The sequence below is a fragment of the Shewanella sp. MMG014 genome, from assembly GCF_018100775.1.
In the GTDB taxonomy this organism is placed as follows: Bacteria; Pseudomonadota; Gammaproteobacteria; order Enterobacterales; family Shewanellaceae; genus Shewanella; species Shewanella japonica.
In genome coordinates this window covers 116700-143427 of the sequence record NZ_JAGJDZ010000004.1, presented here as the reverse complement: position 1 = coordinate 143427, position 26728 = coordinate 116700, and the positions used below count along the sequence as shown (strand labels likewise).

General features: G+C 40.5%; 25 protein-coding genes. 14 read left to right on the top strand and 11 right to left on the bottom strand.

Features of this window, described 5'->3' with window-relative positions; all coding sequences use genetic code 11:
- Window positions 1-3: 3 nt before the first annotated feature.
- The 3 genes from J8L86_RS08160 to J8L86_RS08150 all read right to left on the bottom strand — a co-directional run bounded on the left by J8L86_RS08160 (window position 4) and on the right by J8L86_RS08150 (window position 3631).
- Complete coding sequence (locus tag J8L86_RS08160; RefSeq protein ID WP_065108683.1) at window positions 4-1263, bottom strand: HlyD family efflux transporter periplasmic adaptor subunit; 1260 nt, start codon at window positions 1261-1263, stop codon at window positions 4-6.
- Between the two features lie 299 nt (window positions 1264-1562).
- A complete protein-coding gene (locus J8L86_RS08155; RefSeq protein WP_247663281.1) occupies window positions 1563-2477 on the bottom strand; it encodes a cobalamin-binding protein in 915 nt (304 codons plus the stop codon).
- Window positions 2478-2596: 119 nt separating this feature from the next.
- On the bottom strand, window positions 2597-3631 hold the full coding sequence (locus J8L86_RS08150) for a DUF2235 domain-containing protein (protein WP_211029808.1): 1035 nt from the start codon (window positions 3629-3631) through the stop codon (window positions 2597-2599).
- A gap of 199 nt (window positions 3632-3830) precedes the next feature.
- Between J8L86_RS08150 and J8L86_RS08145 the strand changes: the two genes are divergently transcribed.
- The 12 genes from J8L86_RS08145 to J8L86_RS08095 all read left to right on the top strand — a co-directional run bounded on the left by J8L86_RS08145 (window position 3831) and on the right by J8L86_RS08095 (window position 14493).
- On the top strand, window positions 3831-4373 hold the full coding sequence (locus tag J8L86_RS08145; RefSeq protein WP_065108685.1) for a hydrolase: 543 nt from the start codon (window positions 3831-3833) through the stop codon (window positions 4371-4373).
- Window positions 4374-4665: 292 nt separating this feature from the next.
- Window positions 4666-4788 (top strand): hypothetical protein, encoded by a 123-nt coding sequence (locus J8L86_RS21265; RefSeq protein WP_269454721.1) that lies wholly within the window; start codon window positions 4666-4668, stop codon window positions 4786-4788.
- A gap of 317 nt (window positions 4789-5105) precedes the next feature.
- Window positions 5106-5390: a DnaJ domain-containing protein gene (locus tag J8L86_RS08140; protein WP_055023653.1), complete on the top strand. Its 285-nt coding sequence runs from the start codon at window positions 5106-5108 to the stop codon at window positions 5388-5390.
- Window positions 5391-5397: 7 nt separating this feature from the next.
- Window positions 5398-5934, top strand: a complete 537-nt coding sequence (locus tag J8L86_RS08135; RefSeq protein WP_055023652.1) for a hypothetical protein — start codon at window positions 5398-5400, stop codon at window positions 5932-5934.
- Window positions 5934-6692 carry a hypothetical protein gene (locus J8L86_RS08130; protein WP_055023651.1) on the top strand — a complete coding sequence of 253 codons (759 nt, stop codon included), beginning with the start codon at window positions 5934-5936 and terminating at the stop codon, window positions 6690-6692. The genes J8L86_RS08135 and J8L86_RS08130 overlap by 1 nt, the downstream gene beginning before the upstream one ends.
- Window positions 6693-6704: 12 nt before the next feature.
- Window positions 6705-7604, top strand: a complete 900-nt coding sequence (locus J8L86_RS08125; protein WP_119968432.1) for a hypothetical protein — start codon at window positions 6705-6707, stop codon at window positions 7602-7604.
- A gap of 392 nt (window positions 7605-7996) precedes the next feature.
- Complete coding sequence (locus J8L86_RS08120; RefSeq protein WP_211029806.1) at window positions 7997-9304, top strand: AarF/ABC1/UbiB kinase family protein; 1308 nt, start codon at window positions 7997-7999, stop codon at window positions 9302-9304.
- Between the two features lie 87 nt (window positions 9305-9391).
- Window positions 9392-10222, top strand: coding sequence for a subclass B1 metallo-beta-lactamase (gene bla / locus J8L86_RS08115; protein ID WP_247663280.1), 831 nt, complete (start codon window positions 9392-9394; stop codon window positions 10220-10222).
- A 47-nt stretch (window positions 10223-10269) separates the two neighbouring features.
- The gene (locus J8L86_RS08110) at window positions 10270-10647 is read left to right on the top strand and encodes a VOC family protein (RefSeq protein ID WP_211029804.1); all 378 of its coding nucleotides are present in this window, start codon (window positions 10270-10272) and stop codon (window positions 10645-10647) included.
- A 319-nt stretch (window positions 10648-10966) separates the two neighbouring features.
- Entirely contained in the window at window positions 10967-12670 is a 1704-nt protein-coding gene (locus J8L86_RS08105; RefSeq protein ID WP_211029802.1) for a pseudouridine synthase, read from the top strand.
- Window positions 12671-12929: 259 nt separating this feature from the next.
- The gene (locus J8L86_RS08100; RefSeq protein WP_055023646.1) at window positions 12930-13349 is read left to right on the top strand and encodes a GYF domain-containing protein; all 420 of its coding nucleotides are present in this window, start codon (window positions 12930-12932) and stop codon (window positions 13347-13349) included.
- Between the two features lie 82 nt (window positions 13350-13431).
- Window positions 13432-14493 carry a DUF4339 domain-containing protein gene (locus J8L86_RS08095; RefSeq protein WP_065108690.1) on the top strand — a complete coding sequence of 354 codons (1062 nt, stop codon included), beginning with the start codon at window positions 13432-13434 and terminating at the stop codon, window positions 14491-14493.
- Between the two features lie 203 nt (window positions 14494-14696).
- On the opposite strand, the gene J8L86_RS08090 is transcribed toward J8L86_RS08095, so the two are convergent.
- The 3 genes from J8L86_RS08090 to J8L86_RS08080 all read right to left on the bottom strand — a co-directional run bounded on the left by J8L86_RS08090 (window position 14697) and on the right by J8L86_RS08080 (window position 15987).
- Window positions 14697-14984: a hypothetical protein gene (locus J8L86_RS08090; protein WP_065108691.1), complete on the bottom strand. Its 288-nt coding sequence runs from the start codon at window positions 14982-14984 to the stop codon at window positions 14697-14699.
- 72 nt (window positions 14985-15056) lie between these two features.
- The gene (gene ybaK / locus J8L86_RS08085; protein ID WP_065108692.1) at window positions 15057-15524 is read right to left on the bottom strand and encodes a Cys-tRNA(Pro) deacylase; all 468 of its coding nucleotides are present in this window, start codon (window positions 15522-15524) and stop codon (window positions 15057-15059) included.
- Between the two features lie 67 nt (window positions 15525-15591).
- Window positions 15592-15987, bottom strand: coding sequence for a VOC family protein (locus J8L86_RS08080; RefSeq protein ID WP_055023642.1), 396 nt, complete (start codon window positions 15985-15987; stop codon window positions 15592-15594).
- A 139-nt stretch (window positions 15988-16126) separates the two neighbouring features.
- On the opposite strand from J8L86_RS08080, the gene J8L86_RS08075 reads away from it, so the two are divergent.
- Window positions 16127-17188: a DUF3137 domain-containing protein gene (locus J8L86_RS08075; protein WP_211029801.1), complete on the top strand. Its 1062-nt coding sequence runs from the start codon at window positions 16127-16129 to the stop codon at window positions 17186-17188.
- 21 nt (window positions 17189-17209) lie between these two features.
- Window positions 17210-17779, top strand: a complete 570-nt coding sequence (locus J8L86_RS08070; protein WP_065108694.1) for a LemA family protein — start codon at window positions 17210-17212, stop codon at window positions 17777-17779.
- A 54-nt stretch (window positions 17780-17833) separates the two neighbouring features.
- Here J8L86_RS08070 and J8L86_RS08065 read toward each other — a convergent pair whose 3' ends face one another.
- The 5 genes from J8L86_RS08065 to J8L86_RS08045 form a co-directional block, all read right to left on the bottom strand.
- A complete protein-coding gene (locus J8L86_RS08065) occupies window positions 17834-18511 on the bottom strand; it encodes a Type 1 glutamine amidotransferase-like domain-containing protein (RefSeq protein WP_211029799.1) in 678 nt (225 codons plus the stop codon).
- A 180-nt stretch (window positions 18512-18691) separates the two neighbouring features.
- Window positions 18692-18928: a DUF1059 domain-containing protein gene (locus tag J8L86_RS08060; RefSeq protein WP_065108696.1), complete on the bottom strand. Its 237-nt coding sequence runs from the start codon at window positions 18926-18928 to the stop codon at window positions 18692-18694.
- Window positions 18929-19162: 234 nt separating this feature from the next.
- Window positions 19163-21766 carry an endonuclease gene (locus J8L86_RS08055; protein ID WP_211029797.1) on the bottom strand — a complete coding sequence of 868 codons (2604 nt, stop codon included), beginning with the start codon at window positions 21764-21766 and terminating at the stop codon, window positions 19163-19165.
- Between the two features lie 64 nt (window positions 21767-21830).
- On the bottom strand, window positions 21831-24962 hold the full coding sequence (locus tag J8L86_RS08050; protein ID WP_065108698.1) for an ExeM/NucH family extracellular endonuclease: 3132 nt from the start codon (window positions 24960-24962) through the stop codon (window positions 21831-21833).
- A gap of 34 nt (window positions 24963-24996) precedes the next feature.
- Window positions 24997-26049 carry a porin gene (locus J8L86_RS08045; protein ID WP_211029788.1) on the bottom strand — a complete coding sequence of 351 codons (1053 nt, stop codon included), beginning with the start codon at window positions 26047-26049 and terminating at the stop codon, window positions 24997-24999.
- Window positions 26050-26728 lie beyond the last annotated feature (679 nt).

Below are 26728 nucleotides of genomic sequence, written 5' to 3'. Positions count from 1 at the left end.
TGATTATCTAATTTGAATTTGCGTATCATTTTTGAAGGTTTCGGTGCCTGAAATAACCCATACATCACCTTCTTTAGCGCCGTCGATAACTTCAATCTCACTCATGCTTCGTGCACCTAAAGTCACTGCTGTTCTTTGCACCATATCGTCATTCATGACAAACGCAGTAGCACCGCCTCGATTAAGAAAGTCTCCTCGCTTAACCATCAATACGTTAGGACGATTTTCAAGTAACACTCTTGCTGATAAACGTTGGTTTTGACGCAATGACAAACTATCAATCGCTTCAAAGCGCACTCTTGCTGTTACTTCACGATTTCTGACTTCAGGTGAAATAGACGATAAATGCCCCATTACGGTGACGCTGCCAAAGCTCAGTTCAACATCCATTCCTATACCTAAGTCATCAGCATATGATTCCGGTACTGCAAGTTCTGCTTCAAAAGCACTTAAATCCACCACAGTTAACATTGGCTGGCTCGCTCCAATACGGGCTTTTTGTTCCACCAGCCAATTACCGATAATGCCTTTTACTGGTGCTTTAATATCCAATGCCGCAATTTGACGGGCAAGCTCGGTTACCACTAAGGCTTGTCTGTCGACTTCTAGCGCACGGTTTTTCAATTCAAATGTCAGCGTATCTCGCATTAAATCAACTTCTTGTAATGCATGTTGATGCAATAAGTTGGCTTTATGCAGCTCATCTTTGCCTTTTTCAAAATCAATTCGGCTAATAAGGCTGTTTTCAATCAGTTGATCACCTCGGCGACTTTCTCTGTCTGCCGCTTCTAAGTCCACTTTCGCCATATCAAGCACTTGGCTAACTCGAAGTTGCTCGCGTCGTGCATCTAACTTGGCACGTTCCAAATCACTTTCCATTGCTGCAAAGACCGATTGTTCTTGCTGAAAACGACTGCGAAGTTTTGGACTATCAATTTGAGCAACCACTTGGCCTTGCTCTACTTCATCACCTGGTTGACTCAATAAAGTGACCACACCTTGCTCTGTGCTGTATAGCACTGGGGCATTAGCGGCGACGATTTTACCTGTGGTCGCAATGTCTCTGACTAAGGTGCCACGAGTGATCGTCGCCATGCGTAAGTCTTTACTCTCAACAGAGCGAATACTGCTATCGTGACCTAAGCTTGCCCATACCAAGGCACTCGTTAGTAATCCAGCAAGTCCTAGCACCATAGGTAGGCGAACCTTACGACCCATTGTCGGTGTCACCACTGTGTCTTGAGCACTTGTATCTTTAATCATTTCAGTTCCTTGAAATTCGTTGCTGTGACCTTAGCAAAATAAATGGACACAAAGGTTGTCCGCTTTTCGGTCACTCACGATATCGTTGAATGTATGACGCTTATAGAGCACAAGCTATGCCAACAATTAAATATCGATTATTTTCAATAATTTAAGCAATTATAGTGATAACTAAATTTCACAAAAGTGTCCGCGGACACCTTTGAAAGTGTCCGAAAAACAAAAAAGTGTCCGAGTGGACACTTTTCAAAAGAAGCGATGACTGTTGGAGCTAAATGGAATAGAACACTTTTTTCACATCAGTTGACTCTGGCGTTGTCTAAGGCTGCACATAATGCTTGCACACCTAAGATGGCTCTGGGGGAGGCTCGATGCAGTAAGTCTGCATTAAGCTGGTAGATATGATTGTTTTTAACTGCTGGTAATTCAGGCCACTTTGACCAATCGACACCAATAATATTGCCTTCATCTTGGCTTTGTAAAATCACTTCTGCATCGGTGAGTAATACGTTTTCAACACTGATTTGTGGGTATTCACTCGCAGCATCAAGAAACACATTCTCGCCATGACATGCACTAATAATGTGTTCAATCCAACTGCCTTTAGATACTGTCATTAAGGGCGTAGACCATAATTGATAAAATACCTTTATTGCTGGTTTTTGGGCGTTACTTTTTTTGATTTTACTAAGCTGTAATCGATACTCATCAGCGGCTTGTTGTGCTTTTTCTTGATGGCCAGTTAACTCACCAAGTTGCAATAACTCTTTGGCGACATCATCTAAACTCTTAGGATCGCTATTAAACACGTTAAAGCCTAATTGGGTTAATTGATTGATATCATCCAGCTTATTACCACTTTGCCAAACAACAATAAGATCTGGATTGAGCTCAATAACGCGCTCCATTTGAATACCGTAATAACCACCAATACTCGGAATCGCTTTGGCTGCTTCAGGAAAATCAGCATGGTCCGTGGTTGCAACTATTGTCTCGCCTGCACCAATGGCAAATAACATTTCTACTGCATGAGGAGATAAGGCAATGACACGCTTAGCTGTTTTCTGGGGGATAGCAGTGTCTATTACCTTGCTTGTTGCCTTGCCTAACAGATGTGTTTCTTGTGCTGCATTGGCTGTATTGAGTGTTACTGACGTCATCAATACGAGTGCCGTTATTGCCCAAATACGGCTCAATTTAGTAAGAAACAACATGGGTATCCTTATGATATTTATTAACAACATTCGCGAAGTCATCGCCCCATTATACTAACTCACTTCGGCAAATAATGTGGTGGTTAATTACGCCAAGCTGACCGAGGTTATTTCACTATTTAGTCAACCAAATTAGTCGGCCAGTCGTGTTGCTTGATGTAGTTAACTAAATTTTTCGGTCGATATTGACTATCTTGCTCCCAACGTACCTTAACCGACTCATGTATTTGGGCTGGCAAACCAGCCTTATCAATGCCACGTATATACTCACCACGGATCCGATAGACATGCTTCTTCGAGTTGTGTTTACTTGCTTGGGGGTTAGGATTAAGCGAATCCGTTAAGTGCGGTTCCGTACTAAGGGATTGCAAATTTGCTTGCGTAATCATCCATTGTAGGGATATATCACTCAATAACGTCTGATCTTGATCTGGCGAGTAACTGCCTCCCACATCACAATGAACCCCAGCAAACCAAACTTGCTCAATATCAATATCACTGTTGTTTTCCCAAATGGTGGGTTCAAAGTCACTCCTTATTTCGTCAATAGCCATGGCATGCCTTGCGACTTTAACGTTACGGCCTAACTTAGTGTCGTAAAACTCATCTTTATCATCAAATAACCCTAGAAATGAAAATGGAATTCCCATCGCCCCCACAGTATCCCATACACCGACAAACTTGACCTCTCTAGATGGGTGGCTGTGGTTGTTTCTGAATTGAATTGATTTTTCACCGCTAGGTTTATAGGCCTTAGCTTTGGTTTTGTAATGATTAAATGCTTGTTGAATTAAGTTAGCATCAGGACGTTTTAAAATACCGCAATTATTAATCAAACCGCATAAACACCTTACGGTATAAGCGCCACGGCTAAAGCCAAATAAATATATCTCATCACCATCTTGATAGTTTTGAACGATATAGCGGTAGTTATCCATTATGTTTTTATGAACGCCTTTACCGGTAACCCCTCCAGAAAACGAGTCATAATACGAGCCAACACCCCAATCATAAAAAACTTGTTGAGGTGTTCCGTCTTCAGCAATAGGTTTTATTGCTCTCGCCATTTTTAGCACATTAGTCGGGTAATCATCTTGGTTTTTTTCCGGCCGATTCCAAGTTCCATCGGCACAAATTACAATACGTTTTTTCATTACCTAATCCTTGAAGACTCAGCTATTTGTCAATATTAATAACCCAAAATGAACACTAATGCAGCAAGCTCAATGTCGTCCTAGACAGATTCCTTCCTTCGACTTATCGACAATAGGCGAAACACAAAAATTAGCGTTTACTGGTGCAAGAATAGTCAAAACAATGGTGCACATTGGCAGATTAACCTGAGGGATTTTTATGTTAACAAGTGAAAAGTCAGTATTAGTCATTATTGATGTTCAAGGCAAACTTGCACAAATCATGCAGCAGTCATCCCAATTACATCAGCAACTTGAAACGCTTATTCAAGGGGCACAGTTATTTGATATTCCCATTTTATGGGTCGAACAACTACCAGATAAATTAGGCTCGACCACCGAGTCATTAGCTTCACTATTAACTAAAACAACGCAAGCTATCCCTAAATCGCACTTTAGTGCTTGGCATTGTCATGAGTTTCAGCAACAGCTAGCAAGGCTCAATCGTAACAATATTATTTTAGCAGGCATCGAAACCCATGTTTGTGTGTATCAAACTTGCCAAGACTTATTGGCTAATCGTTATCAAGTTCATGTGGTTGCCGATGCGGTGTCATCTCGCAGCCAAGACAATAAACAATTAGGCCTACAAATGATGCAGCAAAAAGGCGCCTTTCTCACCAATACCGAATCATGTTTATTTGAGCTGCAACATCAAGCCACAGGTGAGCGTTTCAAGGCGTTACTCAAACTCATAAAGTAATGTGAATTTGAGTTAGGTTTTGAACATTAATTATTGCTTAGGCTAGATAAGTAGTGCTTGATAAAAACGAGTATTTCATAAGTGCTAGTGCTTCATGCATAACTTGAATAAACTCAGTTTCAAAGGCAACGAACGACCTCATGACAAATGTCATTGGCACTCATGACAAAGCTCACTTATCTCATTGTCCAACGTTTTATATTCTGGTTGTGAATTCAAGGAAAGCCAAAGCAAACTAGCTTGGTATATCCATCACAAATAGTGACTAATGGCAGTCAATAAGGAGTATAAAATGGGTTGGGAACATGTTGCAGCACTAAGCCTTTGCGTAGGAATCGTTAACCAGTTAGTACCAGTATTAATGGCATTAATTGATAACCAGCAAAGTGACTCTTCAACCAAGCACCAGCAGTAATCTAAATACATCATCAAGCGCCAAGTGCGCTTTGATGTGTAAGCTCTCCACACCTTACATGCGTTAATTCAGTTTACGTTATTCAAGAAAGAGCTGTATTAACGCACTTTAATAACCTCAGTTTCTATTCACAAAAAGCAATAACAGCACTTTTTGTATTATTTTTATTCAATATTGCCCGCTGTATTTTGAATTAAGCTAAACTAGCTGATAGTTTTATGGAAATGATTGTATTTCTGTTATTATTTCTAACCAAATAATCATAATTTAGTGGGATAGCATCAGTCTATCCAAGTTCAATCGCCATAGGTAAAAATATGATTAACCACTTCACAGTCCTCGGTGTTAAAGCCAGTGCCAAAGAAGACGAAATAAAAAAAGCCTATAAACGTTTATCAAATAAGTACCATCCCGATAAACTGATTAATGCTTCAGAAGAAGAAAAACATCATGCAGCCGAGCAACTGCACCGGGTTAAAAATGCCTACGATGTGTTATCTGATAAAAAATTAAGAACGGCATTTATTAAAGATTTTAATAATGTCATCGTGACCAACCCAACAGCTGCTATGACCGAGCTGTGGGACCAATTTTATTCTTGAGAAACCCATGAGCAAACCACTTAATATCTCTCGTATTAATGAGTTAAAGAATAATGCCTTCGATAATATCGAATCGTATAACGATCCCGATAGCCCTGAAGCTTTAGCAAAATTCACCGATTCGATGAAAGAGATTTTATTAGCCGATCCATCGATGTTAGCAGCCGTGCCAGAATATTTGCCTGTTGCACTATTCAATCGTGTTCGCTTTTCAGATGAAGCCAAAACCAAATGGGCGTCATGGATTGCTAACGCTGAATTACCTAGCTGGGATGAGTTTAAGGTAACGATTCAATTTAATAACGCTGATGTCCCGTTAGTGTTAGCGGTACGAAAATATTCTGAAGAGCTATTAATAGAAAGCTGCGCAGTGGTTTACCTGCTGAATACTCAAGATAATGTGGTTGCTCCAAGTAAATCTTTTAGTGCCAATGAGGCAAGTGACACTAATGATGACGGCTATGATCCCTACAATGATGATGGGGACTATGATGACAGCGATGAAGAAGGTTATTACGACCAATATGATGACGAGGAGCGATAATGAACAATCTTATTGAACTCACCGCAGCAGAGATAAAAGATCTAGCTGATGTCGAGCCACAACAAGCCAGTAAGCGATTCGAAATCATTGCAAACACGATGTCAGACGATCAACTTGTTGATGTTATTGAACATATGGACATTGTGACATTAACGCAGATTAACAGTCATCATGATATTTCATGTCCGTCAATTATGTCGGAGTTAATGACGCCTGAACAAATTCGCGACATCGTTTGTCAGCAACCTTTATATTGGGAAGAACAAATTAAAACCAATGCTGATGAGCTTATGCATCATACATTTGAGTTTTTAACTTACCTTATCCGTATTCAGGGTACCGAAGAAAAACAAGCGGCGATTTTAGAATGTATTGCAGAAGATCCTGCAGGGTTATTCTACCTTTCTATTCCGTTTATCGAGTTAATTTTATCGCCTTCAGCCGAGCAAGATACCAACAGTATTTACGAAAGCTTTGACGATGAAGATGACGGCGAAACCGTTGGTTATAGCAACTGGCAGGCAGATGAAGAAGCACATAGTTTAGCGATTGATGATCCGCGTAGCTTGCTTGCGTTAATTAAACAAATTGCGCCAGACGTGGCCTCTTCGATTAAAAACTTACTCCGTAATGAAAGTTCTGGATGGGAACAAATTATTGGTAAGTTCGTTAATGAGCTTGTACTGCAAGCTAAAGAGAAAAACGAAGTGGCTGATGAATACGCCGAAGTCGACGATATGTTTACTTTTCTTGATTAAGGAATCGAGTTAATGCAATTAGCATTACGTGATAATAACCAAGGCCCTTACTTTAGTAGAGTACTAGAATATGGGCGCACAGAAGAAAGATTAACTGATGAGCACATCACTCAAATAAAATCGAAAGCGATTTTAATGAGTTTAAAACTGGCTGATAAGTTTTATAACAAGCATAAAATGCATCTACTTGAGCAAGCAGGCCATGATGTTATTGGAGTTGTGAGCCTTGGACTTATTGCACTGACGGGCCAAGAGCCTGCAGGCTCAGTTGCCTTGCTGCAAACACCTGATGGTGTGTTGAAGTGTTTTCAAAAAGGCTGGAGCATGTTGACCGTTGTCAGTAAACACATGCACGGTAGTGATAAATCGCTTTATGGTGATATTAATCCACTGTTGTTAGAGAAAATCTCTACACCACCCGACACTGAAGAATGGCTAGGTTGGCAAGATTATCAATCAGCGCTACAAGATCATCGCAGCCAAGAAGCCACCAAAGTGTTACTTGAAACCTTTTATGCAAAAACTGAGCTCGATCCACTGTTCAGTTTAGGTCTTGAAAGTGTGCTGGCTGAAGCCGTCTTGTATCGCATCATGTTTGATGATGCCAAAGTACGTGAAGACATGAAAAAGCGTTTACGTAAAATAGAGCTTAATGAGCAATGGTTTAGCACTGAGTCGATTCAAAACCATACCGAACGCGCATTATCTCAACTACCTGAAACCTTAGCCGATGCCATACGCCGAGATTTAGGAAAACACTTTTATCAAGAGCTTCTACGCACCCTTAAATTTGCCAAAAAATATCGAGAATTGGCATTAAGTGATGCAAGCCCTGAAAAACTTGAGCGTTATGAGCAAAAGCATGGCTTACAAAGTGTCCTTTTAGGTTGGCAAGACACAATAGATTTTTAATCAATAGCTTAGGGCAACAAAACCTTCTTTGTTGCCCCAGCTTTTATGCTGGGTATGTTAATCGCTATTGTCATTCGTATTCATAATTACCTACCTCTTTCGATACTCCTCATTTCACTGCAGACCAGCAATTATCTTTTGATGAGGGTTACAGCTTATTCATAGGTGTTAGCTTGGCTTTATTCATACCGTCTTATTACCTCACCCAATTCCCTACGATTAACTGATTGATCTAAATTCACTAATAATCGTATTGTTATTTATAATTAAATAAAGACTCATAAGCTATTAAACTGCATGTTGATAGACATTGAGTCTCCCATTCTTGATACAGTGTCAGCATCATTAAGTTGATGTTGCTGCTGAATCCATTAATTACATGAGTTGTCACTATGTCTAAAGAAGTTGCCAGTGTTCCCAGCAGTCGGTTATCTAGACTATCCAAAATAGGCGGGCTAGCCTCTCGCCTTGCAGGCAATGTATTCGTGGAAGGTGCAAAACAGCTGAGTAAAGGGCAAAAGCCAACATTTCAACAACTGGTACTTACCCCTAACAACCTGACTCAAGTCGCAGAAAAGCTAGCGCAGCTTCGAGGGGCTGCCATGAAAGTTGGCCAAATGTTCTCAATGGATACTGGCGATTTACTTCCCAAAGAACTCAGCGACATTCTGGCTAGACTTCGTGATGATGCTAAAGCAATGCCTCACAAGCAATTGGTTGCTACGCTAAAGCAGCAATGGGGTGATGATTGGCTTGCGCCATTTGCTCAATTTGAGTTACGTCCATTTGCAGCAGCGTCTATCGGTCAAGTGCATCAAGCCTATCTTGATTCAGGTGAAAAACTGGCGGTAAAAATCCAATATCCAGGTATTAAAGACAGCATTGACAGCGACATTGATAACGTTGCCACCCTACTCAAAGTAGCACAGCTAGTCCCCGACAATGTGCAGTTTGATAAATTACTGACTGAAGCCAAAGCACAATTGCATCACGAGGCTGATTACAGCTACGAAGCAAGATTGCTAAAAGAGTATCAACAATGGGTCGCTAACGACACACGATTTATCGTTCCTAAACTATATGAACAACATAGCACTGACAGTATTCTTGTTATGGAGTTTGTCGAAGGTGTACCGATTGAATCCGTCAGCGAATTACCTCAGCTAGACAGAGATAAAGTCGCGACTGATCTATTAGCATTGTTTTTAGATGAACTGTTTACTTTTTCTTTGGTGCAAACCGACCCCAACTTTGCCAATTTTATGTACCAAAAAGAGACAGGTAGCATTGTATTACTCGACTTCGGTGCCACCAGAAAAATTACTAAGACGCTGTCTAATGGGTACCGAATGCTGATGCAAGGTGCAATGACAAGTGATAAAGCACTCATGACAAGTGCAGCCGAATCAATTGGATTTTTTCAAGACAGTATCACTCCAGAGCAACAAGCCTTTATCGTTGATATTTTTTATCAAGCTTGCGAGCCATTGCGAAGTGAAGGTCCATACGATTTTGCCAGTAGCAATCTTGCTAAACGTATTACTGATGCAGCCAAGTCATTAAGTACCAAACAAGATGAATGGCATACCCCGCCAACTGACGCTATTTTTGTCCATCGTAAACTTGCAGGCATTTATTTACTCGCCTCAAGAATACAAGCCAAAGTCGATGTAAAAAAATTGTTTTTAGCTCATCAATAATGAGCTGTTGTTTTAGATTAAAAACGGTAAGCTAAAGGTCATTTTATTCCATGCTAATAAAGCGTTATCAATAATGGCATTTTAACTATGACCCCAATTATCCATGGCACTCTAATATTGATTGTCCTGCTGAGCTCAATAATCGCAGTGCCCACTTTCGCCGAACAAGTCAATCAACCCACAATGGCCGCTAAAGCAAATGCAGCCTCCCTTAACGGTTCAGATCCAACGTTGCCTTTAGCATTAAAACCAAGCCAGCATGGTGAACTTTCAATATCGGCATTATCAGACAATCTTTACCTGCATGAGTCTTTCATGCAAACCAAACAGTTTGGGTTTGTTGGCTCAAATGGGCTTATTTTTATCGAAGGCAAAGATGCCTACTTGATTGATACTCCTTGGAGTGAAGCAGACACAATTAAATTGGTGCAATGGGTTGAACATCAAGGCTTAACATTAACAGCAAGTGTATCGACTCATTCCCATGAAGACAGAACTGCAGGTGTGGGCTATCTCAATAGCATTGGCGTTGACACTTACGCATCGACGCACACTAACCAACTATTAGAAAAAGCAGGCCGCCCAAAGACAAAGCAACAGTTTACGCCCGGTCAGTTCGACTTTTTAAGCCAGAAAATCGAAGTTTATTTTGTCGGTGCTGGCCACACTCACGATAATCTTGTCGTCTGGTTCCCTGAATCAAAACTGCTTTATGGAGGCTGTTTAGTTAAAAGCCTTTCGAGCAAAACCCTTGGTTACTACGGTGAAGCCGATCTGATTGCTTGGCCAAACTCAATTAAGCAGTTACAAGTTCAATTTGCCGATAGCGAACAAGTATTACCAGGTCATGGTGATATTGGTACAGGTGTTTTATTGAGTCACACAATCAAGCTACTTGAACAACATGCGGCGCATTAACAATTACCTCAGTAAATTATTACTATTAAATCTATAGGGAGATACACATGTTCAGTCACATTATGATTGGTGCAAACGATATCGAGAAGTCGAAAAAATTCTATGATGCTGCGTTAGGAGCATTAGGTCATGCACCAGGTCAAATTGACGAAAAAGGCCGCTGTTTCTATTTTACTGATACAGGTGTTTTTGCATTAACCAAGCCAATTAACGGTGAAGCAGCCAGCCATGGTAATGGCTCAACAATCGGTTTTACGGCGAAAAATGAACAGCAAGCTGACGAGTGGCATGCTGCGGGTTTGGCAAATGGGGGCGAAAGTTGTGAAGAGCTTCCAGGTTACAGACAGGGGCCAAATTTTAAATTGTATTTAGGTTACCTTAAAGACCCTGCAGGTAATAAAGTTTGCGTGCTTTATCGTCCTTAACCTTCTTAACTGCTCACGGCATAAGTAAGCTTAATGATGCCGAGATACACATGTCAATGGCGCCCTGTGAGGCGCCATATTCTTATCTGCTTGGGCAATCGATATACAATCAGCGCTATTACTGATGATTCTATGGTTAACTGATGCACTTGTGTTGCATTCAAGGTAAAATTAACAATGCCCGTCATTGTTATAGTTAAACTCATTTTTCTGTTATTAAATGATTAAAATGTTTGCACTTCATAAGTGAAAGCATGAGCGATGATGGTACCTGACTATTTCTCAATATTTTTGATGTTTATTCTGTAAAAGGTTATCCATGTCTGAACTCGATCCCCGTTTCATCCAATTCAACGAATCGGTTGCTGATATCCCTTTACCAGAAAAATTCACCTTCCCATTTTTTTATCAGCCACACCCACTAGCCATTAAGGCATCTGAGCAGCTTCAGCAACACTTGATGCACCAGACTGATTGGCAACATAACTTCGGAGTAACGCAAAGTCATGCTCCTGAATCGCTGCAATCACTGCCTGTTATTGGCAAAATGTTTGGGGTTCTCGTGGTTAAAGATGCTCATAATCAACTCGGGTTTCTGGCCGCATTTTCAGGAAAAGTCGCCGACCAAAATATTCTTCCATATTTTGTGCCACCGGTATTTGACATGCTCAGCCAAGATAGCTTTTTTAAAGACGAATATGAGGCAGTCAACACATTAAGTCATCAGCTGACTGTTATACAAAGCGACCCTAACCTTGCGTCTTTGACTGAAAACCTTAAATTGCTGATGTTAAAAGCCGAGCAAGAGATTGCACAGTTTCGTCAGCAAATGATTGAGAATCGTAAAACTCGTAAAGCAAAGCGCAGTAGTCTGACCAATCTAACAGAAGATGAGCAAAAAACACTGTCGATAGAATTGAGTCGACAAAGCGTACAAGATAAGCATCAACTCAACAGCATTAAAGCAAGTTGGGAGCACAAATGTGGCTTGGTGCAGCAGCAATTAGACGCACTGACAAATCAAATTGATTCTATCAAACAGCAGCGAAAGCAAGTATCGAATACACTGCAACACAAACTATTCGCCCAATATCGTTTTTTAAATATACGTGGTGAAAGCCGAGATTTAACCCATATATTTAAAGATGCACCTAACCAGCAGCCACCCGCGGCAGCAGGAGAATGCGCTGCGCCTAAGCTACTACAATATGCTTTTCAACAACAATTCACTCCCATCACGATGGCAGAGTTTTGGTGGGGCGAATCACCCAAGTCAGAAATCAAACAACATAAAAACTACTACCCTGCATGCCATGGCAAATGTAGGCCTATTTTAGGTCATATGCTTGATGGTATGAACGTAGATGAAAACCCGTTACTTAACAATCCCGCCGAAGGGGTTGAGCTGCCAATTTTATATCAAGACCCCTATATTGTGATTGTTAATAAACCAGCTAACTTCTTATCGGTACCAGGTAAAAATATTACTGACTCGGTATACAGCAGAATGAAACAACGCTTTCCAAATGCAACTGGACCATTGATTGTGCATCGGTTAGACATGTCAACTTCGGGCTTAATGGTAATCGCGTTATCAAAAGAGGTTAATAAACACTTAGTACAGCAATTTATTGCTCGAACAGTCACCAAGCGCTATATCGCAAAAATCGACGGTGAAGTAACCGAAGATAGTGGCACTATCAGCTTACCTCTAAGGGTAGATCTTGATGATCGCCCAAAACAGCTCGTCTGTGATGAACATGGAAAGCACGCAGAGACATTTTGGCAAAAAGTCACCACAGAAAGTGGCAAGAGTTTATTACATTTATACCCTAAAACTGGGCGTACCCACCAATTAAGAGTACATTGTGCACATCATCTGGGATTAAACATGCCAATTTTAGGTGATGATTTATATGGTAAAACAGAACAGCGGTTACATTTACACGCTCAACTATTATCCATTACCCACCCACACACCAATGTAGCAATGACATTTGAAGTTAATGCCGACTTCGAATAATACAATCGTTTTAAACACTCATTTGAACACTAATAGCTCCTGCTAATTTACTCAGCAATAAAAACTTGAAAATTTAACTATTTCGAAGTAGATATGTTAACGAATATAGGTTAATGTAACCAGTTCGTATGATATGCGGTTTAATTTTTTTTAACCCTGCAAGCTGACGTTTTCCTTCGTTATATTTTGAAATCACCAAAGCTGTTGATTGTATTCATAAAACTTTAGCTTACTACACGATTAAGGATAAGAGTGGACTATGAAAGAGTGGTATTTCTCAAATAATGGTGAGATCAGCGGACCGTTAGGCTTAGCTGATTCGAATAAATTTATTGCATCGAACCCTGATGTTTATGCGTGGCACCCGTCTTATGCCCAATGGGTACCAGTTAGCCACGTTGAAGAATTTGATATTACAGTGTCTCCGCCACCGCCTCCTGCGGAGATCCCACAACAGTTAATCGAGCGATTTACCGCTAAGGAACGTGAGTTGAATTCAGCCCTTGGCCGAATCGACACCACGCTAAAAACGATTAATTCTTCAATGTCAGATATTGGACGTGACTCAAGCCGTTATAAGGTCACAACAAAAGAGTTGAATGAAAAAGTAGAAGCGACGCTTCGTAGCGTTAATGAACAATATGCCGCACTTCAGAAAACCTTATCAGGTGTGAGTTAATTAAGTTTTACCCGACTTAAAAACTGATTAAATCTGAGTGGCATATAACAATTGTTGTTAACTAAATAAAAAGAATACGACTATGAAAAAATGGTATTTTTCCAAGAATGGTCAAGTAACAGGGCCGTTGAACGAAGTTGAAGCAAAAGAATTTTTAATGAAAGATGGCAACTGTTACGGTTGGCACCCTTCATTCACACAGTGGAAGCCGGTAAGTTGCATTAAAGAATTTGCCCACCTTGTGCCTGTCATCACACCGCCAGCATTGATTCCTCAAGATCTTATTGAAGAATTTACTGCCAAGGAAAAAGCACTTCAAGTTAAAGTCGCGAGCATGGAAGAAAGCGTGGCAGCAACTCAAGGCGTGCTGGTTGAGTTTGAGCAGGAAATTAACACATACAAAAAACTGACAATTAACTTAACTGATGAAGTTAAATCAAATATTGATCCTTTTGAAAGCAAGTACAACTCTTTCAAAGGGTCATTTGATGAGCTAATTTCTGCATTATCAATTGCCAAGACTGAAGTTAATGAGGTCACTACTGACTTCAATCAACGCGTTGCTAAGCAAGCTGCTGAGAATACGAATAGCCCAGTAAGTGCGCCAATTGTAGCACCAGCAGCACCTGCGCCAGAGAAAGCATCAAGCTCTAGCCTTTCTCCTGACAATGTTTCTGAAATCAGTAATCAAATTCAAAAAGCACTGGCAGAAAGTATGCTTAAATCAGCCGCAGAAGACTCTGCAGCAGAAGAGCTTACAGCCGCTAATACAGTAAGTGCAGCAAAAAGCCTTGACCCGGTAGCCGTATCTCCGAAGAAAGCAAAACCAAAAATTGACAAAATTGAATTCTCTGAAGATATCTCTGAAGACAAGCAAGCTGAAGATGAAGCCGGCATTAATGGCGTAACAAGCATCATCAAGTCCGTCTTCAAGGGGGACACTAAGAGAAATGAAAAAAAGTCCGAAACGCCGGATGATGTAGCTCAACTGGCGCAAAGTAACGAAGCTACCGCTAAGACCAAAAAATCTGGTGAAACTGCAGTTAATGATTCAGCAAACGATTCTAATAACGAGTCGGACGATGGTGATAAAGAAGGTAGAATGAGACGTCGTAGAAGACGCACTCATTACATTGCTTCTTAATACTTAGCTAAATATGGCATTGCTCTGTATATCAGAGCGGCGCTAGTTTCTAAGTTTTACTTTGTAAAATGCTAAATGAATTGATTGAAAAAAGGCTTATCTAAACGATAAGCCTTTTTTATTGTTCAATATTGTCATTTAGCGACTTTATCAACGGATAACATATTTCCATTGGTTTTATGTACTCAATTGAGCATTAACGATCAAATGTTAGCAGCAATCAGCCTTGACGCCTCTGTTACCGTTTTCGCATCAGCACGATCGATAATCTTAACCAGTGTGGTTTGAATCACCTCATCTTCTCTTACATCAACTTTACTCTTAAAAGATTGCTGCTGCGGCTCAGCTCCTTCATCTAATACAAACTCAATTATCACTTCGTCAGCGATATCTTGGGTTTTCCCCTGATAGATGATATTAACTTGCGGATAACCTTTAAAACCTGCTTTTACTTTTTTAGCGATTCTCTTTCTTGATTTATCTAGATTCATATTCCATTCCTAAAAGTAAAGCACTGCCATTTGGCGATTAAAAATCTTCAAGCTATTGCACTAACATTACGATTATTGCGTGATACTCGCAAAAGAACCTTGAGTTAACGCACAAAGTGATATTGGCGATAAACCGATTTCTAGACCGCGCTTACCTGCACTAACATAAATGACATCAAATTGTTCAGCACTCACATCAATCACAGTCGGTAATCGCTTCTTTTGCCCTAACGGGCTAACCCCACCTAGAACATAACCTGTGGCTTTCTCAACCCGTTGCTTATCTGCCATTACAACTTTTTTAACCCTAACACTCTTAGCCATTTGTTTTAAATTAAGCTTTGAAGAAACGGGCGTAATAGCGACAGCTAATGTTCCATTATCTAACTGCACCACCAAGGTTTTAAAAACTTGCTCAGCACACAGGTTTAACTTAGTTACCGCTTCGTCGCCATATGATTGTGCACTAGCTTCATGTTGATAGCTAAGCACTTGGTGACTAATCCCTTCTCTTTCTAATAAATTAATTGCAGGGGTCATATATTCCTCTACGCTTTTATCTTACTCGCCTATTGGGCTGACGTAACTTAATGGCTAACCTGATTTATCACTCTTTTTTAGCAGAGGTGTTATTGACGACGTTTTCATAGTCAAAAGTTGTAATCTCAAATGGATTTCCATCAGGATCGCTAAAATAAAGCGACCATGAAATATCATGGTCGCTCACCACAAATGTCACTTCATGGGTCGTTAAATGTTGTTGCCATAATAAAAAGTTTGCCGCATCAACACCAAAAGCGACCGTGGTTCTTTTTTGAAGTTCAGATTCAAATAAAGCTAAATGCAAATCCTCATGTGCGACCACTAATGGCCCTTTATCAACAGCCCAAAACGCCAATGACTCAACAACAGAGAAACCTAAAACCGCTTGATACCATTTCACTGCTTGTTGTCGATTCTTAACGTAAATATGGATATGGTCAAATGATTGAAGCTTTGGCATTGACTGTCCTTTAAAATAAATAGATGAATTGGTAAGGGTGCGCTTTGTAAACGAATGTATCTCAATTTATATAAAACAATACTTTACAGTTTAAAATGGCTGAGTAATATATGGATATTAAATTCCACAAGGATGTCACATGCCTCAAGAGTCGCCAGTCGATACGCCTAAAAATACCACTGAGAAACCTGCAAATAATCAATCTCTAAGTCAATTTTTAAAGCAACTCAAAAGCCAAGTTAGCCACTCAAGCTCTATTGATGTCATTAAAGACGCATTAGATACAGCAATTCATTACCCAAACCAATTGTCTTATAACAATACTAACTTATTCATTGTTATCGCTATAGCCTTATTTAGCGGGATTGGATATTGGTTTTACCTAGAGCAATTAACTTATTACTACCGCTATACTGACCTGGATTATGCCGTTTTCGCAGTCTGTATCATCACACTAATTATACCAATTTGGCAGTTTTTTAACCGCCGCAGCCAAATTAAAAAAGTCTCAACCCTCATAAGGGACGAAACCTTAAAACACCTATACAATATGCGAGATTGCGATAGCGGTTTTTTAAAGGATGCAGAAAACAAGTTTGTCGACTTTAATCGAGGTAATTACTCTCAAAAAGTAGAATGGGGTAAAGAAATTGATTTTCATGCAGAAAGCGGGTTAATCCGAGCATCTGTGGTTTATCATCATTATGTGGATAGAAGAACTGAAACCTATACTGAATCTGACGGCAAAGGTGGCACTCGAACACGTACTAGAACCGTATACGATCATTACTATCGACAAGGTGTCATCATTCCACCTATCAATAAAACCACCCACTTAGTGATGAGTGAGTCGAGATTATCAAAACGCTGGTCACAACGCTTTATGCCAGCATCAAGAGAGTTTGAAAAAGCCTTCCATGTTCAAGCACAATCTGAGTTCGATGCGGCTAAGTTTCTGGAGCCAGCTGTCGTAGTGGCATGTGAACAACTCAATAATAAACTAAAAAATCTCACCATTGAATTTGCTCATGATGGAAGCTTATTAATCAATCAACACAATACTAACTTACTCAATCCTGCTATGGATTATGACATCACTGAACCAGAAAAATTTAAACAAGAGTTGCTTAATGACACTTCTCTGTTCACAGTGAATAGTATCTTTGGCTTCGTTAACCAAATCATTAAACACACAACCTAACCTAGGAAATAAGGAACCACTATGGAAATGTCGTATGTGATATTAGCCGTCATTGTTGTTATCGCGATTATTATGCTCACCATTTACAATGCCATTGTTAAAGAGCATAACGCAGTGCAACGCGGTTGGGCTGATGTGTTAACGCAAGAAAGACAACGTAGCCGAATCATCCCTGAACTTGATCGTGTTCTGCAAGAGCACAAAGATTACGAAAGTGATTTGCTGCCTAAAATCACCGCATTACGTCAAGGTATTAATGCGCTGCAAGATAATAATATTGACCCGAAACTGCAAAGCCAGGTTGATAAAGCATCACAAGAATTAATCAAAGGCATCAATGTCGCTGTGGAAGCATACCCAGAACTTAAAGCCTCTGAGTCTTTCGCCAAGTTTATGGGGGAAATTACTGAGCAAGAAGAAAATGTCGGTGCTGCAGTGCGTATTTTTAACCAAAATGTGGCTAATTTTAATAACTGTATTCAAGCTTTCCCTAACAATATCGTCAACAGCTTGTTTAACAAAAAGCAGGTTATTGAAGTATTTACTGACAGTAAAGCCCAAGCGGCTTTTGAATATAAACCTAAGTTCTAGGCCATATTAGCAAGTCATAAACATCATGTTAGTGGGGCTTAATGCCCCACTTTTTTAGGCTTGTTGTACTAAATTAGGTTGGCCGAAGTAATGTATGTTTTTTGATATTAAGCTAGATTCAGTCGTTAACAAGCCACTGTGAAGTATTACCGCATCATCATCTGAACACAATAATAAGTCTTGTTGGGTATGGGCAACAAAACCCATTATTTGAGCAGTTGGTTCTTGCGGGTTTTTAACGTGTGGTACAAATTGAAAAGGCACTATATTAAGCGCTGATGTGTTAGCCAACCCAATTGAATTTGTATCACCACATAATATGGCGCTACTGATATCTGGCGTCAATATCATTGCACCAGCACTGACGCCAACAATCGGTAAGCCATTTTCAGCTAAATGATAAAGCTGTTTATCAAGCCCTCGTTGCTTTAGCCAATATAGAAATCGAAACGTATCGCCACCCGATAAATGAACCAAACCAGCCGCTCTTAAAACCTTTAACGTTGCTTGGGCATCAAAGTCCTGCTCTAGTTCCACATACTGAACAGTATTAAACCCAAGTTGACGATAACAATCGGCAATAGGATTAAAAAATTGCCTTTGTGCATCAGGTTCTGAAGCGATATAAACCACAGGTAGTGATTTTAAATCGTTTGAAAGTCCATCGATAAAATACCTTAATGCCTTACTCGCATTGGCGGTATCGGTATGACTTAATAGCGCTACATTCACTCTGAATCCTTTCTATTTTTGTGATTTGAACGATTGGGTGTTTGCTTAAGTAGTTACTGGCTCATAGCGAGTGACTAAAGTTAATAACTAAAGCTAATTACTAAAAAGAGTAACTAGCACTAATAACTAGCACTTAGTCGTGTTTCCCCATCCCCCTCGTGGTTGCCTTTATTCAACTAATTAATCATTAGGTAATGATTCGAATAAAGCCCGTTTATCTTCCATAAAAGCCTGTAATGCTGATGGGTTTTGCATTAAATCAAACATAGCCGTCATTGCCTGAATATGTGCAGGCTCTTGCTGCTGAAACATCAGCTTTCCATGCGCCTGACTCAAGGTTTGTATTTGTTCAAAATTGTCAGCTTGAAAACGCTCGTCACAGGCGCCGCCTAATTGCTTACATGTCATTGTTTTCATCACTTATCCCTAATATCACACCAGTAAACAGTTTAAAAAAGCCTACAAATTACTATTATGTAGATATCGCACTATTGCAATCCATATCAATAACAACACTGAATTTAGCAATAAAAAAACCAGCTGTGCAACTCTATGCTCAGCTGGTTTTATGTGAGTTAGTCACTCATTTTATAAAACTGAATACTATGACTAACTCATATTAATGGTTACGCCATGAATCAAGACAAACGCTTATGGTTGACGACGACGCCAAAGTAACGGTAGCAGCATCAGTAAACCAGCACCCAAACTACCGGCGCCTTCTGGTTTGCTCCATCCATCTTCTAAAGTGTTGCTAACATTTACACTAACTGAAGATGTCACTTGCTCTTCACCATCGCTAATCACAAGTTCAAATACAAGCGATTGATCAACAGAAACTTCAGGGGAGTTTACCGTTAATACTAAACCATCTGCACTGTACTCAGCAGCGGCACCTGACACTTGCTTCCACGTGTATGTTAACCCTTCAGGCTCATCAGCTATTGCCGCAGTAATCGTCGTGCTTTCACCTTCATTTAGTTCAGTGTTACCACTAAAGCTAACATCAAAAGCTAATGGCACATTGATAACAGACACATTAACCACTTGAGTTTTATCTAGTACACCGTCACTGACCGTTAATGTAAATGCTATTGTTGTATCTGCTGTCACCTCTGGTGCGGTTACAGATAATATAGCCTTAGTGCCATCAAAGGTTAACGCTGGTCCAGCTGTTTGCTCCCAACTGAAGCTAAGCTCTGAACCATCTTCAGCAACCGTAGCTGATGCATCAATAACCAGTGTTTCAGCTTCGTTCACTTGCTCTGGTGCATCGATAATTACGTCAACATCTAAGCTCGGATTAGCTGGATCACCACATTGGTCACCATAAACTTGTTGAACCCACTCTGGGTAATCAATGTATGGGTTACGGTTTCCTTGATACTTATACACGGCATCATTACGCTGTGTATCAGCTGCATCAACTGGATCTTGTTGATGCCAAGCATAAAGTGTACATAGCTTGCCATGCAGTGGGTCGTTATTACTGACTTCATCAGCCGTAGTGATGCGATCCACTGCAACTAAGTCAGGCATGTTACTGTCATTGCCTTGGTAACGTGTATCCATGTAAAGGATCATACGTGCGACATCACCTTTAACTTGATCGCGAGGCTCAAAACAACGTGCCGCAGTATCTAGGTAATTGCCTGGTGCGTCAGCCACCTCAGTTCCAGTATCGCTACACTCATTAAAGTCATAGTTACTGCGAGTTGAGTTAACCTTTACATTCGTTGGACGTAAATGGTGCGCATCGGTGTAACCTAATTGCGACTCACTTGGGAAGCCATGGCTTTTAGCCCAAACGTGTTCACGGTTCCAGTCACTGGTATTGCCGCCATTATTTTGCTTAGATACAGATAGGCCTGTGTAAAGCTCAATAACATTACTGCTGTTAGCAGGATCTTCATCAGAATAAGACAGTGCTGTCCAAACTTGCTTGTAAGTTAGCTGTTGATGACCTGCAGTAATAGCAACAGAAATGGCATTTTTCATTGCTTCAGCATCATCAAAACTCCCCGTCAGAACGTTAGTATAATAAACGTTACCGTCAAAGGTGGTTGGGTCTGCAACAGGAGTTAACTCTTCACAACCTGAGCAAGGCGTATCTGGGTCTGGCTCAACTGGCGTTTCGCCACATGCACTTTCCCCAGCACAACCGAGGCCATCAGCAGTGTCCTTATCAAATGTCACCCACTGATTGTTATCACCAGGGAATGCTGCTGTTGCATCAGTATCACCAGCGGTGACACTGTCTTTGCGACGTAGCGTTTTGTCTTTTGTCGAAAAGTTTGCATCGTTCGGATCCGTCCATTCAGAACCAGGATCTTCACCTAACTTACCTAAACGGTCGATAACCACATCATCTTTATAAAGAACCAGCGCATCATCACCATTAAAATAAGTAACAGTTGAAGCCGTGCCCACTTTGAATGCGTCATCGGCACTGCTGTTATGGAAAACAATGCTTTCACCAGCAGCCAGCATACCTGTTAGAGTTTCGGTATTACCCGCATCAGTGCTGCCATTGCCATATAAACTTAACGTATATACAGCAGCATCTAAATCAATTGCACTGCCACCTACGTTAGATAATTCAACAGCTTTATTATTGCCACCACCTTCTACGTATTCGGTAATGATTAATACACCAGGTTCAGCAGTACAAGCACCTTCACCTGGGCAACCTAAGCCATCACTGGTGTCTTTATCGAATACTAGCCACTGGTTATCAGTACCCGGGAAATCAGCTGAGGCATTGGTATCACCTGTAGTGATACTGGCTTTGCGTCTTAACGTTTTATCTTTAGTCGAAAAGTTAGCATCGTTTGCATCGGTCCATTCAGAACCTGGGTCTTCGCCAAGCTTGCCAAAACGGTCAATAATGGCGCCGTCTTTTGTCAGCAATAACGCATCGTCACCATTAAAGTAGGTTACAGTTGATTCAATACCCACTTTAAAAGCGTCATCGGCACTGCCATTGTGGTAAACAATACTACTGCCAGCAGCTAATGTACCGGTGAGAATTGACGAGTTACCCGCTTCAGTTGAACCATTCGAGTAAAGTGTAATCGCGTATTGAGCAGCATCTAAATCTACTGCACTCGTGCCTAAGTTTGAAATTTCAACAGCTTTATTACTACCACCACCTTCAACATACTCGGTAATGACAAGATCAGCATTGGCAGCTGTTGACGCTGCAGCTAACAGTAGGGTAACTGCTTTTGCGACTGCGTTAATTTTATTATTCATAGTCGTATCTTTTTATTAGAAAGTGAGGTGAAGCTAGCGCTAACACCTCACTTTGGGGTTGAACTTATTTACGATTACGGCGACGTAATGCCGATAATCCCAACAGACTCAGTAGACTGATAAATCCGGTGCTACCGCCGCTACCATCATGTTTTTCTTCTTTGATATCAGCCACTAATGCATCACGACTTGCGACTTCGATATCTAATGAAACCGTAGAACCATCAACCACTGTTCCGTCACGTTCCAATGTCACCTTGGCAGTGAAACGAGCAGATGGAGCACCAAACACTTCGAAGTTCACCAAGGTTTCGCCGTCTTGAGTTAATACCACATTCGGTTCAACCAATTGGCTCATGTCTAATTTAGCTTCATCATCTTTTGGTGTGAGCTTAATCTTAGCGATATCACCCGCCATAGCCCCTGCTGCTTCAGGGATCTGATATGGCACTTTAATCAACTTATTAAGCTTGGTTAGATAGATAGGCGTGCTTGAGTCAGCTTCACCCGGTAAGTAACTTAGTGTCACAAGCGCTGGATCATGATCCGACGAGCGGAAGTGATCTTCGGCATAAAACTTGTTGTACTCGTTATCGTAGTCGCCTTTGTATTCATTGTTGTAATCGTACAAGCTAGATTCAGCAGCATTAATGTGCCAATCCGATGCATCAATCACACGATCTTCAAGCGATGGAGAAATTAAGATGTGATCTAATGAACCCACTTCGTCGTTATAAGAATAACTCCAAGGTGTTTTGCCTTTTTCTTCAAAGACTTTAGAAATAATATCGATGTAACCGTAGCTTTGTGTAATTGCCACAGGTGACCCATCGCTATTAAATTGCGGCTTAGTACCGACAAAGGTATGGCTTGCTGTCATCAAGGCTTTATTACGTGGGTTTTCGGTCAGAACCAGTAACGGATCCTCTTTAGCATAAGCATTTAAATCACCTAAGATGATGCTATCGCCTTCAACAGACTTTAACTCTTCAGCTAAATGTACTGCACCAGAAATACGGAACTCAGAACACGAACCTTGGTAATCAAGATCTGGCGCGTCATCAGTCCATTTAGTGGCATCACCAAACTCAACACCTTGCCAGTCTTCCCAACAGGTTGACCCTTTAGATTTAAAGTGATTAACCGCTAAGGTTAAACGCTTACCTGTTTGGTTTACCATGAAGGTGACAACTAGCGCATCACGATGATAGTTTTGACCACTTTCTAGGATCTCATCGTTGTTGTCCTTAATGACTTCGTTATTGTCATTTACAATGGTAGGCGCTTTTTGTTGTGGCATTGTCACAACTCGTGTGCGTTCAATACTCAGCTTGCTTGGGCGATAAATAATACCCGTTGCAATTGCATCAGAACCTAAAGCATCTAACTCATCAAGCATTTGGTTACCGTTGTGGTCGAAACCAACAAACACATAACGGTTCTCTGTTGAGTAAGGCTTATCAAAGTTATCGGCATACTCATCGTTATAGTAAACGTTAACTTCATTGACTAAATCTGCAATCGCACTTTTTAGTCCATAACCATTGTTTTCAATTTCCATCAAACCAACAACGTCAGCATCGAGAGCACGAATGGCTTCAACTAACTTAGTTTTCTGTTGGATGAATTCATTGTAGGTATCAGCACCACGGCTTTGGCCGAATTGGTTTTGATCACCGCCAAATGGCGAATTAAAGTAATTGAATAGGTTTTGACTTGCGATACGAATAGCAAATTTATCATCGGCTACTGTTTCATCAATATCAGGGCTATCAGTTCTTGGCAGATTGTGAACAAAGTTATTGCTCGTTAGCTCATTGGTAACTGTTAAAGTGTAGTCGCCGTAGCTGTAACTAATCACACCTTCCATACCCACTACACTGTCATCAATGCGAATGTAATTATTTTCAGGTGCAACTGAAAAATTAGGGTAATAAGGGATATTGTCATTACTTGCCTGTGTCGCGCTTTCAATCACTAAGCGGTAGTCATTATTTTGCGCTGCAGCAGCAATTGACTCAGGTGTACCAGCAACATTTAACTGATTTGGCTGCATGTTAGGACGCATATAAGCCAACGTCATATTGTTGCGGAAACTGTCGTAGTTAAAGCTGAAACTACGAGAAACACGCATGTCTTGATTACCCTCTTGTTGAGGATTCAAGTCTTCTGGTAGATTAACCACCATGCCTTCGTAACGTGCTAATGTGGTTTCAAAAGAACCACCATCAGAATCGAGTATTTCGATATCTGTAGCAACAGTCGCTGTAAAGTCACTGTTAGTGATTTCCCAGTTTTCGGCACTTAACTGAGTTTGACCATAGCTTTCAGCAACATCACTACCTAAACAAACGGTGCGGCCGACAAGTTGGCTATCAGCGCTGCCACTTTCAACAAAAATACCGTCAGACGTTAATGGATTACCATCTGCAACTTCATCGCGTAGATAGAAACCTTTCTTAGGTAGGTCAACAACAGCAGTTACCACACCTTGCACTGCAACCGCTTCACCTTTTAGTGGAGACTCGCCACCAGTACCTTGAATGTCACTGATGCGGGTTAAGTTTTCACATACGAATGGAACATATGATTCAGCAAGGTTTGGCGCACCAACTGTGCTCATATCCAGTGGCGTAATCACTTCCCACTGCGATGCATCAAAGTCACTTGACGGTGCTGGCGCATTGCCTTCACTGTCTTGGCGACGACGTAAAGTTGTGTCTTCAGCCCATACGCTTGTATTATCCGCAGCGCCAACTCGGTCAATAATCACATCACCGTTTTTAATATAAAAACCGTCATTACCGCTTAAGTAAAAATCACTGTAGTTACCATTACCTTCACCAATAACGAACGCTCCGCCATTATCAGTAATGATTTGTTTGTACTCGTCACTCGCAGCCGAATTAAGTACAACAACAGATTTACCCGCTTCAACTGTAATACCGGTTAATAGCGGCTCACCTTCAGCTGTTAACATTTGATTTTCGTATTTACCATTACCCCACATAAATGCGGCAGTTTCATCGGTAAAAGTGAAAGATTCAGTTGCGTGAGTATTCGTAATTTCTACAGAGCCAACTTCAGCGCCATAATTTTTTTGCACCATTTCGGTGATCAGTAGATCGTTGACGCCAGCGTTGGCACCTACACTGATGACACTGGCGATTGCCAGTGAAAGGAAACTTTTCTTCATAGTAAACTCGATAATTGTTTAACTGAAAATGAAACTAGAAGTACATGCGTACGTATGCATAGCCGGCTTCTGGCGCTTCGCCTACACGACCTTCAACAGACAACACAATGTCTCTTGCTGGACGGTAATTAAAACCTACGCTTGCCCAGCGACGATCTTTGCCATATTCAGCGGGTAATTCCGTGAAGTCATAGTTCGGGCTTTCAACATCCCAACTCTCATACTCTTCATGGTTAGCTGAAGCTATAATTTCCCAAGATTCATTCAGTTGGTATTTACCGCTTAATGTGAGGCCATAATTGCGGAACGTTTCATAAGCGAGATACACATCGCCACTTTTACGTGTTGCAAGATCTTCATCTTCAATAAAACCATTTAAGCCTAATGCAATATCAGAGGTCACTTGAACACGCATGCCAAGTCCAAATAACTGCTGTTCGCCATACTTAGATTCACCTTCTGAACCGCCACGCGCTTCAACACCAGCAACAACAGAAACAACGTCTGACATCCAACCTACGTAGCCATTTACAATGTCACCTTGAGGTGAACCATTCTTATGCTCTCCTTCATAAGAATAAGAAACACCGTAAAGCAGATGATCGAACTTAGCTTCGTACTTAACCGTGTTTTCTTGATCGCCCGCTTCACCAGTTTCAACAGACTTATTAAATGTAAAATCACCAAAATGATCGTATTCATCAAAAGCGGTATCCGTTAAACCAAGTTCAACCCAATGATGATCATCAAACATATAACCGACATACATTTTGTCGATAGCAAGTTCAAATTCGCCGTCACCACCTAGCCAATTGCGACGTTGATAATCCAACTCCAATCGGTATATGTAGTTTGAGCGCTGTCCTTTTACTCCCAAGGTTGCAAAACTGTCATCAACATACCCTTTGGTGTCATAAAACTCGTCATGGTTGTAATCTGAATTAGTACCAAAATGGCCACCAACACCCACTTCACCATAAAGGTCAAGGTAATCCCCATTGTCCTCTTGTTGTAATGTCACTGCACTGGCAGTTGTCATACAAAACAAAGAGGCTAATGCGATTGCAACTGTTGTTTTTTTAAGCATCGCGTTTATTTCCATTAGTAAACTTCAGTGACTTCATTTGAAGGCTGAATTCTGACTTATTTATTATTTGTGTGAGGTTGACTTATTGACGATGAACATATTGGAAGCGTTTTCATATTTAAAAAACTTATTAATAAAAACCGAACAAAAGATATTCAAAGAAATGTAAACCAAGCAAAAACAGAGGTGAATTAACACTGTTAACACTTGATTTGTTAATAACCAGTTAATATTAACTTGTAAAAATCAGGAATAAATTGAACAAAAAGCATTCAATTTTAAAACGTCATTTTAAAACCCCAATATTTACATTGTCATTACATTTGTTTGATTAACTTATATAAGAAGTCGTCACAATCAACATTCGAATATTAAGCAAGTTACATATGTATAGCAAGGCACGGATAGAGACCTACATCACAAAACATAAGCACCACCAAAACTTAACAAAAGATAAATAACCTATACATTATATGCACTTAACTTTCCATCAAGTGATACAAGAACCCAAACAAAATTAACCGTATTGCAAAACAATAGAGAAACATAAGAAGGAGGTTTTTAATAAAAACAGCGCCACATAAAAACAACAATCACAAACCACCATAAAATAAACCAAGCAAACATAGGCTTAGCCAAAAACAATGATGGATATTTAAATTGCAATATTAAAAATATA

What these genes read in the sequence shown, in the direction of transcription:
- J8L86_RS08150 (WP_211029808.1), bottom strand. Translation starts at nt 3,631, where the DNA reads ATGAAAAAACGTATTGTAATTTGTGCCGATGGAACTTGGAATCGGCCG.
- ybaK (WP_065108692.1), bottom strand. Translation starts at nt 15,524, where the DNA reads ATGACCCCTGCAATTAATTTATTAGAAAGAGAAGGGATTAGTCACCAA.
- bla (WP_247663280.1), top strand. Translation starts at nt 9,392, where the DNA reads ATGACCCCAATTATCCATGGCACTCTAATATTGATTGTCCTGCTGAGC.
- J8L86_RS08110 (WP_211029804.1), top strand. Translation starts at nt 10,270, where the DNA reads ATGTTCAGTCACATTATGATTGGTGCAAACGATATCGAGAAGTCGAAA.
- J8L86_RS08070 (WP_065108694.1), top strand. Translation starts at nt 17,210, where the DNA reads ATGGAAATGTCGTATGTGATATTAGCCGTCATTGTTGTTATCGCGATT.
- J8L86_RS08155 (WP_247663281.1), bottom strand. Translation starts at nt 2,477, where the DNA reads ATGTTGTTTCTTACTAAATTGAGCCGTATTTGGGCAATAACGGCACTC.
- J8L86_RS08100 (WP_055023646.1), top strand. Translation starts at nt 12,930, where the DNA reads ATGAAAGAGTGGTATTTCTCAAATAATGGTGAGATCAGCGGACCGTTA.
- J8L86_RS08120 (WP_211029806.1), top strand. Translation starts at nt 7,997, where the DNA reads ATGTCTAAAGAAGTTGCCAGTGTTCCCAGCAGTCGGTTATCTAGACTA.
- J8L86_RS08060 (WP_065108696.1), bottom strand. Translation starts at nt 18,928, where the DNA reads ATGAAAACAATGACATGTAAGCAATTAGGCGGCGCCTGTGACGAGCGT.
- J8L86_RS21265 (WP_269454721.1), top strand. Translation starts at nt 4,666, where the DNA reads ATGGGTTGGGAACATGTTGCAGCACTAAGCCTTTGCGTAGGAATCGTT.
- J8L86_RS08145 (WP_065108685.1), top strand. Translation starts at nt 3,831, where the DNA reads ATGTTAACAAGTGAAAAGTCAGTATTAGTCATTATTGATGTTCAAGGC.
- J8L86_RS08050 (WP_065108698.1), bottom strand. Translation starts at nt 24,962, where the DNA reads ATGAAGAAAAGTTTCCTTTCACTGGCAATCGCCAGTGTCATCAGTGTA.
- J8L86_RS08130 (WP_055023651.1), top strand. Translation starts at nt 5,934, where the DNA reads ATGAACAATCTTATTGAACTCACCGCAGCAGAGATAAAAGATCTAGCT.
- J8L86_RS08075 (WP_211029801.1), top strand. Translation starts at nt 16,127, where the DNA reads ATGCCTCAAGAGTCGCCAGTCGATACGCCTAAAAATACCACTGAGAAA.
- J8L86_RS08125 (WP_119968432.1), top strand. Translation starts at nt 6,705, where the DNA reads ATGCAATTAGCATTACGTGATAATAACCAAGGCCCTTACTTTAGTAGA.
- J8L86_RS08095 (WP_065108690.1), top strand. Translation starts at nt 13,432, where the DNA reads ATGAAAAAATGGTATTTTTCCAAGAATGGTCAAGTAACAGGGCCGTTG.
- J8L86_RS08135 (WP_055023652.1), top strand. Translation starts at nt 5,398, where the DNA reads ATGAGCAAACCACTTAATATCTCTCGTATTAATGAGTTAAAGAATAAT.
- J8L86_RS08080 (WP_055023642.1), bottom strand. Translation starts at nt 15,987, where the DNA reads ATGCCAAAGCTTCAATCATTTGACCATATCCATATTTACGTTAAGAAT.
- J8L86_RS08105 (WP_211029802.1), top strand. Translation starts at nt 10,967, where the DNA reads ATGTCTGAACTCGATCCCCGTTTCATCCAATTCAACGAATCGGTTGCT.
- J8L86_RS08160 (WP_065108683.1), bottom strand. Translation starts at nt 1,263, where the DNA reads ATGATTAAAGATACAAGTGCTCAAGACACAGTGGTGACACCGACAATG.
- J8L86_RS08055 (WP_211029797.1), bottom strand. Translation starts at nt 21,766, where the DNA reads ATGAATAATAAAATTAACGCAGTCGCAAAAGCAGTTACCCTACTGTTA.
- J8L86_RS08140 (WP_055023653.1), top strand. Translation starts at nt 5,106, where the DNA reads ATGATTAACCACTTCACAGTCCTCGGTGTTAAAGCCAGTGCCAAAGAA.
- J8L86_RS08090 (WP_065108691.1), bottom strand. Translation starts at nt 14,984, where the DNA reads ATGAATCTAGATAAATCAAGAAAGAGAATCGCTAAAAAAGTAAAAGCA.
- J8L86_RS08045 (WP_211029788.1), bottom strand. Translation starts at nt 26,049, where the DNA reads ATGCTTAAAAAAACAACAGTTGCAATCGCATTAGCCTCTTTGTTTTGT.